The sequence below is a fragment of the Pseudodesulfovibrio mercurii genome (assembly GCF_000189295.2).
Lineage (GTDB): Bacteria > Desulfobacterota > Desulfovibrionia > Desulfovibrionales > Desulfovibrionaceae > Pseudodesulfovibrio > Pseudodesulfovibrio mercurii.
This window is the reverse complement of record NC_016803.1, coordinates 1009726-1025590: the sequence shown is the minus strand read 5'-3', so window position 1 is coordinate 1025590 and position 15865 is coordinate 1009726. Positions and strand designations below refer to the sequence as shown.

At 66.4% G+C, this 15865-nt stretch carries 12 protein-coding genes and 1 tRNA gene; 10 read left to right on the top strand and 3 right to left on the bottom strand.

Annotation, left to right across the window (positions count from 1 at the left end; translation table 11 throughout):
- Positions 1-6: 6 nt before the first annotated feature.
- The gene (locus DND132_RS04870; RefSeq protein ID WP_014321594.1) at positions 7-1392 is read left to right on the top strand and encodes an aminopeptidase; all 1386 of its coding nucleotides are present in this window, start codon (positions 7-9) and stop codon (positions 1390-1392) included.
- 106 nt (positions 1393-1498) lie between these two features.
- Here DND132_RS04870 and DND132_RS17520 read toward each other — a convergent pair whose 3' ends face one another.
- Entirely contained in the window at positions 1499-2035 is a 537-nt protein-coding gene (locus tag DND132_RS17520) for a tetratricopeptide repeat protein (protein ID WP_014321593.1), read from the bottom strand.
- Positions 2036-2077: 42 nt separating this feature from the next.
- Positions 2078-2995, bottom strand: coding sequence for a FecR family protein (locus DND132_RS04860; protein WP_014321592.1), 918 nt, complete (start codon positions 2993-2995; stop codon positions 2078-2080).
- Positions 2996-3226: 231 nt separating this feature from the next.
- Between DND132_RS04860 and selB the strand changes: the two genes are divergently transcribed.
- Together selB and DND132_RS04850 are read left to right on the top strand one after the other, a co-directional pair.
- A complete protein-coding gene (gene selB / locus DND132_RS04855) occupies positions 3227-5134 on the top strand; it encodes a selenocysteine-specific translation elongation factor (RefSeq protein WP_014321591.1) in 1908 nt (635 codons plus the stop codon).
- A gap of 31 nt (positions 5135-5165) precedes the next feature.
- On the top strand, positions 5166-5915 hold the full coding sequence (locus tag DND132_RS04850; protein ID WP_014321590.1) for a lipid-binding SYLF domain-containing protein: 750 nt from the start codon (positions 5166-5168) through the stop codon (positions 5913-5915).
- Positions 5916-5921: 6 nt separating this feature from the next.
- Here the strand turns inward: DND132_RS04850 and DND132_RS04845 are convergent.
- Positions 5922-5997, bottom strand: a tRNA-His gene (locus DND132_RS04845).
- Positions 5998-6065: 68 nt separating this feature from the next.
- Between DND132_RS04845 and murA the strand changes: the two genes are divergently transcribed.
- The 7 genes from murA to metG all read left to right on the top strand — a co-directional run bounded on the left by murA (position 6066) and on the right by metG (position 15817).
- Positions 6066-7322: a UDP-N-acetylglucosamine 1-carboxyvinyltransferase gene (gene murA / locus DND132_RS04840; RefSeq protein WP_014321589.1), complete on the top strand. Its 1257-nt coding sequence runs from the start codon at positions 6066-6068 to the stop codon at positions 7320-7322.
- Positions 7323-7772: 450 nt separating this feature from the next.
- Positions 7773-10232 carry a DNA internalization-related competence protein ComEC/Rec2 gene (locus DND132_RS04835; RefSeq protein ID WP_014321588.1) on the top strand — a complete coding sequence of 820 codons (2460 nt, stop codon included), beginning with the start codon at positions 7773-7775 and terminating at the stop codon, positions 10230-10232.
- Positions 10233-10282: 50 nt separating this feature from the next.
- Positions 10283-11146, top strand: a complete 864-nt coding sequence (locus tag DND132_RS04830; RefSeq protein ID WP_014321587.1) for an HDOD domain-containing protein — start codon at positions 10283-10285, stop codon at positions 11144-11146.
- Positions 11146-12027 (top strand): MBL fold metallo-hydrolase, encoded by an 882-nt coding sequence (locus DND132_RS04825; protein ID WP_014321586.1) that lies wholly within the window; start codon positions 11146-11148, stop codon positions 12025-12027. The genes DND132_RS04830 and DND132_RS04825 overlap by 1 nt, the downstream gene beginning before the upstream one ends.
- A 95-nt stretch (positions 12028-12122) precedes the next feature.
- Positions 12123-12518: a response regulator gene (locus DND132_RS04820; RefSeq protein ID WP_014321585.1), complete on the top strand. Its 396-nt coding sequence runs from the start codon at positions 12123-12125 to the stop codon at positions 12516-12518.
- 179 nt (positions 12519-12697) lie between these two features.
- On the top strand, positions 12698-13819 hold the full coding sequence (locus tag DND132_RS04815) for a PSP1 domain-containing protein (RefSeq protein ID WP_014321584.1): 1122 nt from the start codon (positions 12698-12700) through the stop codon (positions 13817-13819).
- A 45-nt stretch (positions 13820-13864) separates the two neighbouring features.
- A complete protein-coding gene (gene metG / locus DND132_RS04810; RefSeq protein ID WP_014321583.1) occupies positions 13865-15817 on the top strand; it encodes a methionine--tRNA ligase in 1953 nt (650 codons plus the stop codon).
- Positions 15818-15865 lie beyond the last annotated feature (48 nt).

The window sequence follows — 15865 nt, the reverse complement described above, 5'->3', positions numbered from 1 at the left end:
TACGTCATGAGCAAGCAGCAACTGGAATACGAACCCAGGTCCGCCTGGGAGGCCTACGCCTCGGACGAGCACCGTGCGGCCATGGACGCCATGGCCATCGACTACGTCCGGTTCCTGAGCGAGTGCAAGACCGAACGGCTGGTCATGGACTACGTGCGTGAACGGATCGAGGCCGCCGGTTTCGTCGAGGACTTCGCCGGACCCCAGGTCTTCCGCTTCAACCGCAACAAGACCTGCTTCCTGGCCCGCAAGGGCAAACGGCCCCTGTCCGAGGGGTACCGGCTGGTCGGCGCCCACGCCGACTGCCCGCGCCTGGACCTCAAGCAGCGCCCGCTCTACGAGGACCTGGACATCTGCCTGGCCAAGACCCACTACTACGGCGGCATCCGCAAGTACCAGTGGCTGACCATCCCCCTGGCCCTGCACGGCACCGTGGTCAAGCGGTCCGGCGAGACCGTCACCGTGTGCATCGGCGAGTCCCAGAGCGACCCGGTCTTCACCATCACCGACCTGCTGCCGCACCTGGCCTACAAGGAGGTCACCAAGAAGGTCGAGGAGGCCTTCGAGGCCGAAAAGCTCAACCTGGTCCTGGGCCAGTCCCCGGTCGCGGCCCCGTCCGGCAACGACGAGGACAAGGTCAAGGAGCCGGTCAAGCGCAAGGTCCTGGAGCTCCTGAACGCCCGCTACGGCATTGAGGAGGCCGACTTCCTCAGCGCCGAGATGCAGGCCGTGCCCGCCGGTCCGGCCCGCTTCGTGGGGCTGGACGAGTCCCTCATCGGCGGCTATGGCCAGGACGACCGGTCCAGCGTGTTCTGCGCCCTCGAGGCCTTCCTGGCCGAGCCCGAGCCGGAATACTGCCAGGTGGTGCTCTTCTGGGACAAGGAGGAGATCGGCTCCGAGGGGGCCACGGGCGCCAAGTCCTATTTCTTCGAGTACTGCATGGAGGAGCTGGTGGACGCCTGGGAGCCGGGCGCGCGCCTGTCCCGCGTGCTCATGAACGGCTCGGCCCTGTCCGCCGACGTGTCCGCGGCCATGGACCCGGACTACAAGGACGTCTACGAGCCCCTCAACGCCGCCCGGCTGGGCTACGGCCCGTGCTTCAACAAGTTCACCGGCCACCGGGGCAAGGTCGGGGCCAACGACGCCCATCCGGACTTCATCGGCTGGCTGCGCGCCATCTTCGACGGCGCGGGCGTGCCCTGGCACATGTCCGAGCTGGGCAAGGTGGACGCGGGCGGCGGCGGCACCGTGGCCAAGTTCCTGGCCGTGTACGGCATGGACGTCATCGACGTGGGCGTGCCGGTCCTGTCCATGCACTCGCCCTTCGAGCTGTCCGCCAAGGCCGACATCTACGCCTGCGTCCTGGCCTTCCGCGAGTTCCTGAAGCGGTAGGGCGGGGAATCTCCCCGAAAGACATCATTCGCAAGAAAAGGGCGGCGGGAACATTCCCGCCGCCCTTTCTGCGTTCTTCGGAAGGCCGGAGTCCGGACTGTGACGACTATTGGTACAGGGCGGCCAGGCCGTCCCTGGTCAGCAGCTCGTCCCGGACCGGGAAGCCCGCGTCCCTGGCCTCGTTCATCCAGTACAGCCCCTTGTCGAGGTCCTGTTCCACGCCCAGGCCCGAGGCGTAGAGGTTGGCCAGGTAGTACATGGCCGTGTCGTTGCCGTTTTCGGCGGCGGTCCGGATCAGGCCTGCGCCCTTGTCCACGTCGCGCGGCACGCCGTCGCCGTAGAGGTTGAACAGGCCGAGCATGAGCCGGGCGTCGTCCTGTCCGAGGTTCGCAGACTGTTCGAGCAGCCCGGCCGCCTTGGCGTAGTCCTGTTCCACGCCCTGGCCCTCGGCGTACATGACCGCCAGGTGGTACATGGCCTTGGCGTTGCCGTCGGCGGCGGCCTCCTCGTATTTGGCCCTGGCCGTGGCATAGTCCTTTTCCAGATAGGCCTTGGTCCCCTGGCGTTCGTTCATGGTGCTCAGCACGCAGCCGGACAGCAGGAGCAGCAGGGCGGGGATGAGCGCGTATCGCAATGTCTTCATGTCGTCGTTCCTCTTGATGGTTGGCCGGAAACGGATGCGCGGTTATTCGCCCTGGCCGCCTTCGCTGCCGCCGTCGCCGTCACCGCCGGTGCCCAGCCCCGCCGTTGCGCCGTCGCGTCCGCTTTCGGCCGCGTCGCGGGCCTGGGTCTGGAGGGTGATGTTGTGCAGGGCGTTGTAGTCCGGGCGGTCGTCCAGGCCGCCGAGCCCGCCCTTGGTCCGGTCGATGGCCGAGGCAAAGGCCTCGATGCGTCGGTCGAGGTCGGACCGGGGGGGCGCGGCCTGCTCGCCCTGGGTGGTCTGGGGCGCGGCCCGCATGACCCTGGAGCGGGTGGCCGGGTTCGTGGGGGCCGGGGCGGACAGTTGCCCTCCGGCGGCCATGACCGACAACCCCGCGCGGGGAATGGTCCGCTGCTGGCCCGGCATGGACACCTCCACCCTGTGGCCGGGAGTCATGGACAGCACGCCGATCTCCTCGCCCTCGACCGTGTTCTCGGCAAAGACCTCGGTGCCCCGGATGCCGATGGTCGTGGTCGGTGTCTCAAGGGCGAAGGCGTCGGGATTCTGCCTGACGATCTGGCCTGTCACGTAGCGGAAGGTGCCGGTGCCCACCTTGAGGAGCATCTTCGAGGCGGACGGTGTGTCGGAAAAGACGTATTCATCGACACTGGTTCGGGAATCCGGTCCCTGGGAGAGGACCGAGCGGTCCTTGAACAGAATCTCCACGTTGCTCCGGGAGCCGGTGACGATGACGTCCCTGGGTACCACCGGGTGGTTCACGTTCAGGGTCCTGACCGTACCGTCCGCCCCCTGGGCCGTGACCTTCCCGTTCAGGGAGACCACCTGGCCCACGGCGTCGGGGTTCTCCGGGACGGGCTCCATGGCCGCGACGGCCGTCGGGACGGTCGCGACAAGGGCCGCCGCCAGCAGGAAGCATTGCAGTAGCGCACCAATCTTGTTCATGAAACCTCTCCCTTGGGAAAAATATGTCAATGCTGCATCCTCTTACCATAAGTATGGTACAGGTCAATGGAATTCCGGCCCGTTGCGGACGCTGAAACCGCCTTGGGAGAGGGGGCGTCCGTGCCAAACCCCGGATCGCATCCATGGCCTTGTTACGCGGCCCGTTTTTCCCTACCATGGACCTTTGTCTCCACCTGAATCTCAACCAGCACGCAGCGGGGAATACGCACTATGCCCGTCATCATGGGAACCGCCGGACACATCGACCACGGCAAGACAACGCTCATCAAGGCCCTCACCGGCATCGACTGCGACCGGCTGTCCGAGGAAAAGAAGCGCGGCATCACCATCGAACTGGGGTTCGCCTTCCTGGACCTCGGCGAGGAGACCCGGCTGGGCATCGTGGACGTGCCCGGCCACGAGAAGTTCGTCAAGAACATGGTCGCGGGCGCGGCGGGCGTGGACTTCGTGGTCCTGGTCATCGCCGCGGACGAGGGCATCATGCCCCAGACCCGCGAGCACCTGGAAATCTGCCAGCTGCTGGGCGTGACCACCGGCCTGGTGGCCCTGACCAAGACCGACATGGTCGATGCGGAATGGCTGGAGATGGTCCAGGAGGAGGTGGCCGCCTACCTGGAGCCGACCTTCCTGGCCGGTGCGCCCATCCTGCCCGTGTCCGCCCACACCGGCCAGGGGCTCGACGCCCTCAAGGACGCGCTCAGGAAACTGGTGGCCGAGTTCAAGCCCAAGCGGCGCTCGGATCTCTTCCGGCTGCCCGTTGACCGGGTCTTCACCATGAAGGGCCACGGCACCGTGGTCACCGGGACCATGATCTCCGGCTCCATCTCCGTGGGCGAGGACGTCCGACTGTACCCCGGCGAGACCGTCTCCAAGGTGCGCGGCCTGCAATCCCACGGCGAGACCGTGGAGACGGCCCAGGCCGGACGGCGCACCGCCGTGAACCTGGCGGGCCTCGAGGTGGACGACGTGCGCCGGGGCGATGTCCTGGCCCGGCCCGGCACCCTGTTCCCGTCCGATGTCTGGGACATCGAGCTGACCGTGCTCGAATCCTCGCGTCTGCCCCTCAAGCACCGCAAGGAAATCCATTTCCACCACGGCGCGCGGGAGGTCCTGGCGCGCATCTACCTGCTCGACCGCGACGAGCTTGCGCCCGGCGAGACCGCCGTGTGCCAGGCCCGCTTCAGCGAGCCCATGGCCGGGGTCTGGGGCGACCGCATCGTGCTGCGCTCCTTCTCCCCCCTGCGCGCCTTTGCGGGCGGGCGGGTCATCTGCCCGTCCGGGCACCGCGTGAAGCGGTTCTCCGGGGACGTGGACCTGCTCCGCAAGCTGGCCTCGGACAAGCCCGAGGAGGTGGCCGCCGCCCAGCTGGAACTGGCCGGGCCCGCAGGCGTGAGCTTCGCCGAACTGCTGACCATGACCAACCTCGAAACCAAGGGGCTGGAAAAGACCCTGGGCGTGCTCGGCGGACGCCAGGAGGCCGTGCTCTTCGACAAGGAGGCCCGGCGCTACGCGGGCGGCCCCCTGGCCGAGCGGCTGTCCTCGGAGCTCCTCGACTTCCTGGCGGACTTTCACCGCCGCGAATCCATGAAGCCCGGCGTGCAGCGGGGCGAACTGGCCTCGTCCTGGGGCCGGAACCTGCCGCCCAAGCTCTTGCATTTTCTCCTGGAACGGCTGCTCAAGAAGGGCGACATCGAGGCCGAGCAGGAGGTCATCCGGCTCAAGGGCCACACGGTCTCCCTGGCCTCGGACCAGGCCAAGGTCCGCGAGACCATCCTGTCCGCCTACACCGAAGGGGGGGCCACCCCGCCCAACCTCAAGGACGTGCTCGAACCGCTCGGCATGGACGTCAAGCAGGCCATGCCCGTGCTCAAGGTCCTCCAGGATCAGGGGGAGCTGACGCGCATCAAGGACGACATGTACTACCACGCCCCGGCCCTGACCGGTATCCGCGACGCCATCGTCGGCTTCTTCGCCGACCACGAGGAGATGACCGCCCCGGACTTCAAGGACCTGACCGGGCTGTCGCGCAAGTATCTCATTCCGGTCCTTGAATATTTCGACAAGGAGAAACTGACCGTGCGCGTGGGCGATGCCCGCCGCCTGCGCAAACGTTCTTGACAGGTCGGAACGCACCCTTTAGGCCAAGGCTATGCCGATTCGCGCATTGAACATCCTGTCCGTCGCGCTCTGTCTGGCCCTGCTGGCCGGATGCGCCGTCACGGCCTCCGACGGGGCCGCCACCAACCGGGGCACGGCCCAGGCGCTGGTGGACGAAGCCACCGGCATGGTTACGCATTACCTGGAAAAGGACGAGACCGGCCGCCTGCACAAGCTGCTCCATGACGCCCGGGGGATCATGATCATCCCGGCCGTGGGCGACGTCAGCTTCATCTTCTCCCTCGGCCACGGCAACGCGCTCCTGGCAGCCCGCACCGACGCGGGCTGGACCGGCCCGGTCTTCCTGTCCAAGTCCTCGGTGGGCTGGGGCCTCCAGGCGGGCGTGTCCAAGGAATCCGGCCTGCTGCTCATCATGCATGACGACGACGTCCGCTACATCCTCGAAAAGGGCGCGGCCCTGCGTGGCCAGGCCCGCATCGTGGCCCTGAACGCCGACCTCGAGGTCAACGAGACGCCCGAGTTCTACAAGTCCGGCGACATCTTTTTCGTGGGCGAGCGGACCGGCCTGTACGCGGGCATGGCCCTGAACACCGGCGGCTACGCCAACCGCACCGCCCTGAACCAGGCCTTTTCCGGCGTGGAGGGCGGAGCCCCCGAGACCATCCTGTTCGACAGGCAAGTGCGCCCCCACGGCGCGGAACGGTTGCTGGGGCTCCTGGACAGGCCCGATTCCGTGGGCCGGAAAAACGAAAAGGACGGAACCGAAGTTCCGTCCAATTAGTCTGTCTGGGGTGAGTGAAGGGACTTGAACCCTCGGCCCCCTGGGCCACAACCAGGTGCTCTACCAACTGAGCTACACCCACCGCGTGAGGGGCAGTTTGTAACCAAGCTTTATTCCCCGGTCAAGCAAAAGAATCAAAAAAGGATACACATGGATAAACTTATCATCGAGGGCGGCGTTCCGCTCCAGGGAAGCATTCAGGTCAGCGGCGCGAAAAACGCGGCCCTGCCCATACTCATGGCCTGTCTCCTGGCCGAAGGAAAGGTCTCCCTGACCAACGTTCCGCGTCTGGCGGACATCCGTACCTCCCTCAAGCTGCTCAACATCCTCGGCTGCGAAACCACCTTCGAGGACAACGCGGCCACCAGCCTGTGCACCGGCCTCAAGCCCGAGGCCCCCTACGACCTGGTCAAGACCATGCGCGCCTCGGTTCTCTGCCTCGGCCCGCTTCTGGCCCGGCTCGGCGAGGCCAAGGTGGCCCTGCCCGGCGGCTGCGCCATCGGCGCGCGCCCCGTGGACCTGCACCTGCGCGGCTTCGAGCGCATGGGCGCGGAGTTCGAGATCACCGAGGGGTACATCAAGGGGCGCTGCAAAAACGGCCTCAAGGGGGCGCGCATCGCCCTGGACTTCCCCACCGTGGGCGGCACCGAGAACATCCTCATGGCCGCGGCCCTGGCCGACGGCGAGACCGAGATCGAGAACGCGGCCCGCGAACCCGAAGTGGTGGACCTGGCCAACTTCCTCAACGCCTGCGGGGCGAAGATCACCGGCCAGGGCACCAGCGTGCTCAACGTCAAGGGCGTGTCCTCCCTGATCGGCTGCGACTACCGCATCATGCCCGACCGCATCGAGGCCGGAACCTACATGGTCGCCGCGGCCATCACCGGCGGTGAACTCGAAATCCTGGACTGCCCGTTCCAGGACCTGGACGCGGTCAGCTACAAGCTCCGCGAAATGGGCGTCTGGCTCCAGGAGGAGGACAACTACGTCCTGGTCCGCCGGGCCAACGGCCTGCTCGAAAACGTGGACGTGACCACGCTGCCGCACCCCGGCTACCCCACGGACATGCAGGCCCAGCTCATGGCCCTCATGTGCTTCGGCACGGGCATCGGGACCATCGAGGAGAAAATCTTCGAGAACCGCTTCATGCACGTCCTTGAACTCGTCCGCCTGGGCGCGGACATCCGCCTCAAGGGCCGGACTGCCATGGTCAAGGGCGTGGGCTCCCTCAAGGGCGCGCCGGTCATGGCCTCGGACCTCCGCGCCAGCGCCTCCCTGGTCCTGGCCGGACTGGCCGCCGAAGGCACCACCACCATCGAACGCATCTACCATCTCGACCGGGGCTACGAAAACATCGAAGCCAAACTCTCCGGAGTCGGCGCCCGCATCAAACGCGTCGCGGGCTAACGGATACCATCATCAATAAAAGGCCGGGCCCCCTTCGGGAAGCCCGGCCTTTTTTTAATGCCTCCGGCGGCCAGGGGGGAAACTTTTGAAAAAGTTTCCTCCCTGGACCCCCCTTCCAAATTTTTTGTGTGCCTTCGGCAGGGGCGTGCAGGCGCGGCAAGTCTCCAGTCTTTTCCCTCTGGAGCGATTCGGGTGCGCAGCACCCGACAGCGGCTCTTTTACCGCGCTCGCACTAGGCTTTCGAGAGTGGGTCAGCTGTGCATTTTCTTCCGGCCGCGACAACCGCAGCGTAGCCGTCTACGTGAGGATGAAAGCCCCCCAGGAAAAATGTGCGGATGGCCCGCTATCGAAAGCCGCCCCCCGTCCCCCTAAAGCATACCCTTTCTCAATGGGTGGGTTCCTGATAACGGTTGGGGGGTGAAGGATGGTTGTTGGACATACGAGTCGCCATTGCCCGGGTTGTTGCCGTGGCAGACCTACGTGCTGGCCTTCGCGGCCGGGATTTTCGCCGTGCGCTTTGCGGTGGCGGCCGGTGCGGCGGTGATCCTGCTGGTCCTGGCCGAGCGCGTCCTGCGCGGGCGGGAGTGCCGGTTGCCGGTCCTGGCCGTGATGTTGTGCGCGGTCTTCGGGTTCGCCTATGCGGGCCAGCGCACGCCAGCCTTGCCCGTGGGCGTGCCGGAGTGGATGGCGGCGCGCAAGGCCGTGGTCCTGAAGGGCACGGTGGACCGGGCCGAGCCCAGGCCGGGCGGCCGGCTGCGGGTGGTCCTGGATGGGGTTACGTGCGACGCGGGGCAGGGGGGCGAGCCGCTGCCCGGCAAGGTCGCCTGGTTCCTGCGGGATTCGAGGTACGTGCCCTTGCCCGGACAGCGGGTGCGGACCGTGTCCCGGCTGGAGCCCATGCACAGCTTCGGCGATCCGGGGTTGTGGGATTATCGCTGGTACTGGCAGCGGCAGGGCGTGTTCTGGCGCGCGTGGCCCTCGGGCCGGGAGGGGCCGGTCTGGGGCGAACGGCCCGGCGCGTCCCTGGCGGGGCTGCGCGGCGGGTTGCGGGCGCGCGTGGCCGGGCTGCTGCCCGAGGGGCGGGGCGGGGCCATGGTCCTGGCCCTGACCACCGGGGACCGATCGTGGCTGGACGAGACGACCATGGACGCCACCCGGAGTGCGGGATTGGCGCACACCCTGGCCCTGTCCGGGCTGCATGTGGGCTTCGTGGCCGCCATGGGCTGGGCGCTGGCCTGGCTCATCGGGCGGCTGTGGCCGGGGCTGCTGCTGCACGTGCCGCGTCCCAAGCTGGCCGTGTACCTGGCCGCGCCGCTGGTCCTGGGCTATGCTTGGCTCGGCCAGCCGTCGGCCTCGCTGATCCGGGCCTCGGTCATGTTCGGCTTCTGGGGGCTGCTCCTGCTCCAGGGGCGTGGGCGGGTGCTCATGGACGGGCTGTTCTTCGCCCTGGCGGCCTTTGTCTTCGTCTCGCCCCTGTCCTTGTATGATCTCGGCCTGCAGATGTCTCTGGGGGCCGTGGCCGGGATCGGGCTGCTTTATCCATACTTTCGGTTCCTCTTTTTCACCGGCCGCCGGGGGGCGTGGCGGGCGCTCTCGTGGGCCGCGGGCGTGCTCGCGGTCAGCGTCAGCGCCACCCTGGCGATAATGCCCCTGGTGGCCTGGTATTTCGGCACGTTCAGCCCGAACCTGCTGCTCAACCTGGTCTGGCTGCCGGTCCTCGGGTTCGCGGTCATGCCGCTGGGGCTGCTCGGCATGCTCCTGTCCGTGTCCGCCTGGACCGCACCGGCGGGCGGGCTGCTTCTCGGCCTGGCCGCGCGGGTCGCGGACGGCCTGCTTTGGCTGCTGGACGCGGTGCGGGACGGCGGGCTGACCCCGATCTTCGCCGTGCTGCGGCCCCTGTGGCCGGAACTGCTCGGCTTCACGCTGTTGCTGGTCACGGCGGCGGTCTGCCTGCGCTCCAAGCGCCGTGTCCCGGTCCTGCTGGCCGGGCTCGGCTTCGTCCTGCTGGTCGCGCCGCACGTCTGGGTCATGGGGCTGGACAGCCGCGACCGGGTGAGCCTGGCCATGCTCGACGTGGGGCTGGGCCAGTCCCTGGTCGTGTCCCTGCCCGGCGGGCACCGCTGGCTGGTGGACGCGGGCGGCGGTTCGTCGAGCTTCGACCTGGGCGAGGCCGTGGTCGGCCCGTCCCTGACCCTGGGGCGCGCGCCCCGGCTGGACGGCATCTTCCTGTCCCACCCGGACGTGGACCACAGCCACGGGCTGCCGTATCTCGTGGAGCGTTTCCGGGTGGGCGCGCTGTACACCAACGGCATGCTTCCGCGCGGCCCGACCGGCGAGCGGCTGGACCGGGCCCTGGCCGGAAGCGGGTTGGCGCCCGTGTCGCTGGCGGCTGGGGACGCGGTGGACCTGGGGTCCGGCGTGCGCGCGGCCGTGCTCCATCCGGCCGAGGGGTTCGCCGGGTCGCGGGCCAACGAGCGCTCCCTGGTCCTGCGCCTGGAGCGGGACGGGCGATCCCTGGCCCTGTTGCCGGGGGACGTGGAGAGCGGCGGCATCCGGTCCATGCTTGCGGCCGGGGAGGACCTCCGGGCCGAGGTCCTGGTCCTGCCCCATCACGGCAGCCGCAGGAGCTTTGACCCGGCCTTCTACGCGGCGGTGGGCCCTCGGGCGGTGCTCTGCTCCAACGGGTTCATGAACCGTTACGGGTTCCCGGACCCCGACGTGCTCGCGGCGGCCGAGGTCGTGGCCGGAGGGCGGGCGTACACCACGGCGCGGGACGGAAGGGTGGTTTGCGCCTGGAACGGGCCGGGCGGGGAACTGGCGGTGGAGACCTGGCTGCGGTCGCCCTCTTGCCAGGACTGCCCGTCTGATATAGAAGTCCGAGTAGGCCCCGCGCCGGGTCCGGAACAGTGAAGAACGGGGCCGGTTCGCCTGGGCGGGCCGCAAAACAGGCGGATGGGATAATGAACGACGACGTCAGACGAAAATTGCTTGAGGCCGTGGAGCGCATGCCCGCCTTTCCCGAGAGCGTGCACCAGGTCCTGACCCTGTCGGCGGACATCAACTGCTCGCAGAAGGACCTGGTGGAGGTCATCAAGAAGGACCCGGTCTTCACCCTCAAGATCCTGCGCCTGGTCAATTCCCCGTATTTCGGCCTGTCCAGGGAGATCACCTCCATCAACCACGCCAGCGTCTACCTCGGCCTGAACACCCTCAAGAACGTGGCCCTGGGTCTGGCCGCGGTGGGGGCCATCCCCCGGACCGCCTCCGAGCGGCTGGACATGGGCGCGTTCTGGCTCCATTCCCTGGCCGTGGCCGCCTGCGCCTCCATGCTCGGCCGCAGGCTCGGGGTGTCCCGTGACGACGTGGCCAATTATTTCGCGGCCGGACTGCTGCACGACATCGGCAAGGTGGTCTTCGCCCTGTACCTGCCGGACGAATTCACGGCCGTGATCCGCCAATGCGCCGGATCGGGCGCGCCCCTGCACCACTGCGAGCTGGATGTCATCGGCGCGACACACGCGGACATCGGCGGGCTGCTGGCCGAAAAATGGCACCTGCCCGGAGAGCTTCGGGAGGTCGTCGCCACCCACCATTCGCAGGGAGCGGGCGGGGACTTCATGCTCAACGACTGCCTGTTCGCCGCCAACCAGATCAGCAAGAAGCTGTCCTTCGGCTCGGCCGGGAACTTCGTGGTGGAGCCGCTGCCTCCGTGTGTGGTCAACCGGTTCAACATGACCATGGACGAACTGATCGCGGACCTGCCTTCCCTGGGCGAGGAGGTAGAGAGCGCCCGAATCTTCGTCAAGCTCGGGGAGTCCCGCTGATGCGCGTCCGGTTCCGGGGTACGCGCGGGTCCGTGCCGGTGCCGGGTCCGCGGACCGTCCGGTACGGCGGCAACACCACCTGTATCGAGGTCCGCGCCGACGACGGCAACCTGCTCATTCTCGACGCGGGCACCGGCATCCGTGAGCTGGGGCGGGAGCTGGTCCAGGACGGGCCCGCCGCCTGCGACGTGTTCATCACCCACACCCACTGGGACCACATCTCCGGGCTGCCGTTCTTTCTGCCCCTGTTCGTGCCCGGCAGCCGCGTGACCCTGCACGGCCCGGCCGACCCCCTGAACATGACCGGCATCGAGGCCGCCCTGGCCCGGCAGATGGAATACCCCTTCTTCCCGGTGCGGACCGCCGAGCTCGCGGCGGACATCGGCTACCGCACCCTGGCCGAGGGCGAGACCGTGGACCTCGGGTTCGCCGAGGTCACGCCCCTGCTCATGAACCACCCGTCCCCGAATTTCGGCTATCTGGTGCGCTGCGACGGGCGCACCCTGTTCTTCACCGGCGACCACGAGCCGTTCGGCAACATCTACGCCCCCGGCGACGAGGATTACGAGGCCTACGAGGCCCTGGTGGCCGAGCGCAACCACATCGTCCTGGACCAGTTGCGCGGCGTGGACCTGCTGGTCATCGACGCCCAGTACACCCCCGAGGAGTATGAGCGGAAACGGGGCTGGGGCCACGGCTCCATGGACACGGCCCTGGAGCTGGCCCGCCGGGCCGGGGTGGGGCGGGCCGTGCTGACCCACCACGACGTGGACCGGACCGACGCGGACCTGGATGAACTGGGCGCAAGGCTGCGGGACCGCTGGGCGGGCCGTGGGGTCGATTTCGAGCTGGCCCGCGAGGGCGTGGAGCTTGCGCCCTGAGTTCGCGTCCGGGCCGAACTATTGCGCTTTTTACGGGAAAGTGACATGAAACAAATCTCCAACCCAAGACGGAAAGACCGACAGGAGGGCGAAATATGAAAGCGTTGATCGTGGATGACGATTTTTACAGCCGGAACATGATTCACGAGATATTGCGCCAGGTCGCCAAATGCGACATCGCCGTGGACGGCGAGGAGGCCATCGAGGCCTTCCGGCGCAGCCTCCTCGACAACGAGCCCTACGACCTGATCTGTCTCGACCTGCTCATGCCGGGACTGGACGGCCAGCAGGCCCTGCGTGAAATCCGCACCCTGGAGCAGGAGAACGGCGTCAGCCCCCTGAGCGAATCCAAGGTCATCGTCACCACCATGCTCGCGGACGAGAAGGAGACCCACGACGCCTTCTTCCTCGGCGGAGCCACCTCCTACCTGGTCAAGCCCATCGACGAGGAAAAACTCATGGGCGAGATCAAGAGCCTCGGGCTCATCTGAACCGGGTCGCATCGGCAAATCCCAAGACATGACAGCCGGGTGCCGTCCCTTGAAACGGCATCCGGTTTCGCGCTTCCGAACGGATTTGAAGTTGGAGCCGTTTTCTAATATGTTATCTCTCTTTGCGCGATACACACTCCCCCCGCAGCCAGGGGGGCTTTTATACAGGATAGGATTGCATGAGTCAGATACTTGGAGTTAAATTCAATGATTACGGACAGGTGTATTATTTCGGCTCCGGCCCGTTCGTAGTCCGAGAAGGCCAGCACGTCATCGTCAAGACCGACCAGGGCATGGGACTCGGCAAGGTCATCCTGATCCGCCAGGCCCCCAAGGAGATGGACGACGATGACCCCGAGGGGCACAAGGCCATCTACCGGCTGGCCAACGACAAGGACATGGAGGCCGTGGCCGAGAACGCGGTCCTCTCCAGGGACGCCTTCCGGTTCTGCCGGACCTGCATCAACACCCACAAGCTGGGCATGAAGCTGGTGGACGTGGAGGTCTTTTTCGACCGTTCCAAGATGGTCTTCTACTTCACCGCCCCAGGCCGCATCGACTTCCGCGAGCTGATCAAGGACCTGGTCAAGGAGTACCGCACCCGCATCGAACTACGGCAGATCGGCGTGCGCCACGAGACCCAGATGCTCGGGGCCATCGGCAACTGCGGCCAGATGTGCTGCTGCCGCCGGTTCATGCGCAAGTTCGTGCCCGTGACCATCAAGATGGCCAAGGAGCAGAACCTGTTCCTCAATCCCACCAAGATTTCCGGCATCTGCGGGCGGCTGCTCTGCTGCCTGAGCTTCGAGCAGCAGGGCTACGAGGAGTTCCACCGCATGTGCCCGCGCGTGGGCAAGAAGTACCCGACCTCGCTCGGGCAGATGAAGGTCCTGCGCTCCAATTTCTTCAAGAAATCCCTTTCCCTGCTTGACGAGAACTTCGAAGAGCAGGAAGTTTCCATTGACGAATGGAATGAAATAGTTAACAAGCCGCCCAGCGACGAGGCCAAGGCGGAAGCCAAGGCCCGGGCCGCCGGTCCCAAGGCGCGCAGGGGCGGACGCCGTCCCGTGCGGCCCGACATCCTGGCCCCGGAGCCCGATCTGTCCGAGTTGGAAGACCCGTCCCCCGCCGAAGAGCCCGGACCGGTCCGGGAGGAACGCAAGCGCCGTCCGCGCAAGGACGCTCCCGCCGCCCGGCCCGAACAGGCCGCCGCCGCCCCCGAAGACGGGGACGAGGCCGACGCCCAGTCCAAACGCGCCCGCAGGCCCAGACGCCGCCGACGCAGGCCTCCCAAAAAGTAACGCCCGCCCGGGCGGCCGCTTTCGTCACGACAAGGAGAATCCGAATTGCAACGCTTTTACATCACCACGCCCATTTATTACGTGAACGCCAAACCCCATCTGGGCCATGCGTACACCACCACGGTGGCCGATTCGCTGAATCGCTTCCATAAGCTCATGGGCGAGGAGACCTATTTTCTGACCGGCACCGACGAACACGGCGACAAGATCGTGCAGGCCGCGGAAAGCAACGGCCAGACGCCCCAGGAGTATGTTGACGTCATCAGCAAGCTCTTCCGCGACCTCTGGCCGAACATGAACATCTCCAACAACGACTTCATCCGCACCACCGAGCCCCGGCACAAGGCGGTCGTCCAGCAGATCCTGCAGAAGGTTTACGACGCGGGCGACATCTACTTCGGCGAGTACGGCGGCCACTACTGCTTCGGCTGCGAGCGGTTCTACACCGAGAAGGAGCTGGTGGACGGGCTGTGCCCGGATCACCTGACCAAGCCCGAGTACATCGCCGAGAAGAACTACTTCTTCAAGATGTCCAAATACCGCGACTGGCTCCTAGACCACATCAACAAGCACCCCGACTTCATCCGTCCCGAGCGCTATCGCAACGAGGTCGTCTCCCTGCTGGAGTCCGGCGAGCTCGAGGACCTGTGTATCTCCCGGCCCAAGTCCCGTCTGACCTGGGGCATCGAGCTGCCGTTCGACGCCGACTACGTGACCTACGTCTGGTTCGACGCGCTGATCAACTACGTGGCCGCCCTGGGCTGGCCCGACGGCGAGAAGTTCAAGAAATTCTGGCCCGCAGCCAACCACATGGTGGCCAAGGACATTCTCAAGCCCCACGCCATCTTCTGGCCGACCATGCTCAAGGCCGCCGGCATCGAGCCGTACCAGCACCTCAACGTGCACGGCTACTGGCTGGTGGAGGACACCAAGATGTCCAAGTCCATCGGCAACGTGGTCGAGCCTCTGGCCATGAAGGACGCCTACGGCCTGGACGCATTCCGCTATTTCCTGCTGCGCGAGATGTCCTTCGGCCAGGACTCCAGCTTTTCCGAAAAGGCCCTGGTCGGCCGTCTCAACGCGGACCTGGCCAACGATCTGGGCAACCTGTTCAACCGCACCCTGTCCATGACCCACAAGTATTTCGGGGGCAAGATTCCCCGGCCAGACGTGGAGGACGTGGTCGATGCGGAGATCAAGAAGATCGGTCAGGACGCCATGCAGTCCTTCCAGGACTTCTTCACCGACCTGAAGTTCTCCCGCGCCCTCGAAGGGCTGTGGGAGCTGGTTCGCGGCCTGAACAAGTACATCGACGAGACCGCGCCCTGGGCCCTGTTCAAGGAAAAGAACACCGGGCGGCTGTCCACGGTCATCTACGTGCTCCTCGAGAACATGCGCAAAATTGCCGTGCACCTCTGGCCGGTCATGCCCGAGGCGTCCGAGAGGATGCTCGAACAGCTGGGCATCACCTTTGACCCGGAAAAGATCAACCTGCCCAAGGAACTGGACGTCTGGGGGCTGCTCGAGTCCGACGCCATGGTGGCCGAGACCTCCAATCTCTTTCCCCGTGTGGATCTGCCCGAAGAAAAGGCCGAGACAAAGGCCGAGGCAAAATCCGCCAAGAAGGACAAGAAGGCCGCCAAAAAGGACGACAAGACCGCCGAGCCCGTGCCCGAGATCGACTTCGAGGACTTCCAGAAGCTCGATCTGCGCGTGGGCACGGTCCTGGAAGCGGACAAGCACCCGGAGGCGGACCGCCTGCTTCTCGTCAAGGTCGATACCGGCGACAAGGAGCCGCGTCAGGTGGTGGCGGGCCTCGCCGATTATTTCCAGCCCGACGACCTCGTCGGCCGCCAGGTGGTCGTGGTTGCCAACCTCAAGCCCCGCAAGCTGCGCAAGCAGCTCTCCCAGGGCATGGTCCTGGCCGTCAAGACCGACAACGGCATGGAACTCCTCACCCCCACCGGAGCCGTCCCCCCCGGCAGCAAGGTCAGCTAGCCCCGGACAGACATATGTCAACGAAAAGGCCCCGCAGAGCGGGGCCTT

Bases quoted from the DNA above. Each gene is read 5' to 3' on its own strand.
- DND132_RS04815 (WP_014321584.1), top strand. From the start codon at position 12,698: ATGAGTCAGATACTTGGAGTTAAATTCAATGATTACGGACAGGTGTAT.
- DND132_RS04850 (WP_014321590.1), top strand. From the start codon at position 5,166: ATGCCGATTCGCGCATTGAACATCCTGTCCGTCGCGCTCTGTCTGGCC.
- DND132_RS04830 (WP_014321587.1), top strand. From the start codon at position 10,283: ATGAACGACGACGTCAGACGAAAATTGCTTGAGGCCGTGGAGCGCATG.
- selB (WP_014321591.1), top strand. From the start codon at position 3,227: ATGCCCGTCATCATGGGAACCGCCGGACACATCGACCACGGCAAGACA.
- DND132_RS17520 (WP_014321593.1), bottom strand. From the start codon at position 2,035: ATGAAGACATTGCGATACGCGCTCATCCCCGCCCTGCTGCTCCTGCTG.
- DND132_RS04825 (WP_014321586.1), top strand. From the start codon at position 11,146: ATGCGCGTCCGGTTCCGGGGTACGCGCGGGTCCGTGCCGGTGCCGGGT.
- DND132_RS04870 (WP_014321594.1), top strand. From the start codon at position 7: ATGAGCAAGCAGCAACTGGAATACGAACCCAGGTCCGCCTGGGAGGCC.
- murA (WP_014321589.1), top strand. From the start codon at position 6,066: ATGGATAAACTTATCATCGAGGGCGGCGTTCCGCTCCAGGGAAGCATT.
- DND132_RS04820 (WP_014321585.1), top strand. From the start codon at position 12,123: ATGAAAGCGTTGATCGTGGATGACGATTTTTACAGCCGGAACATGATT.
- DND132_RS04860 (WP_014321592.1), bottom strand. From the start codon at position 2,995: ATGAACAAGATTGGTGCGCTACTGCAATGCTTCCTGCTGGCGGCGGCC.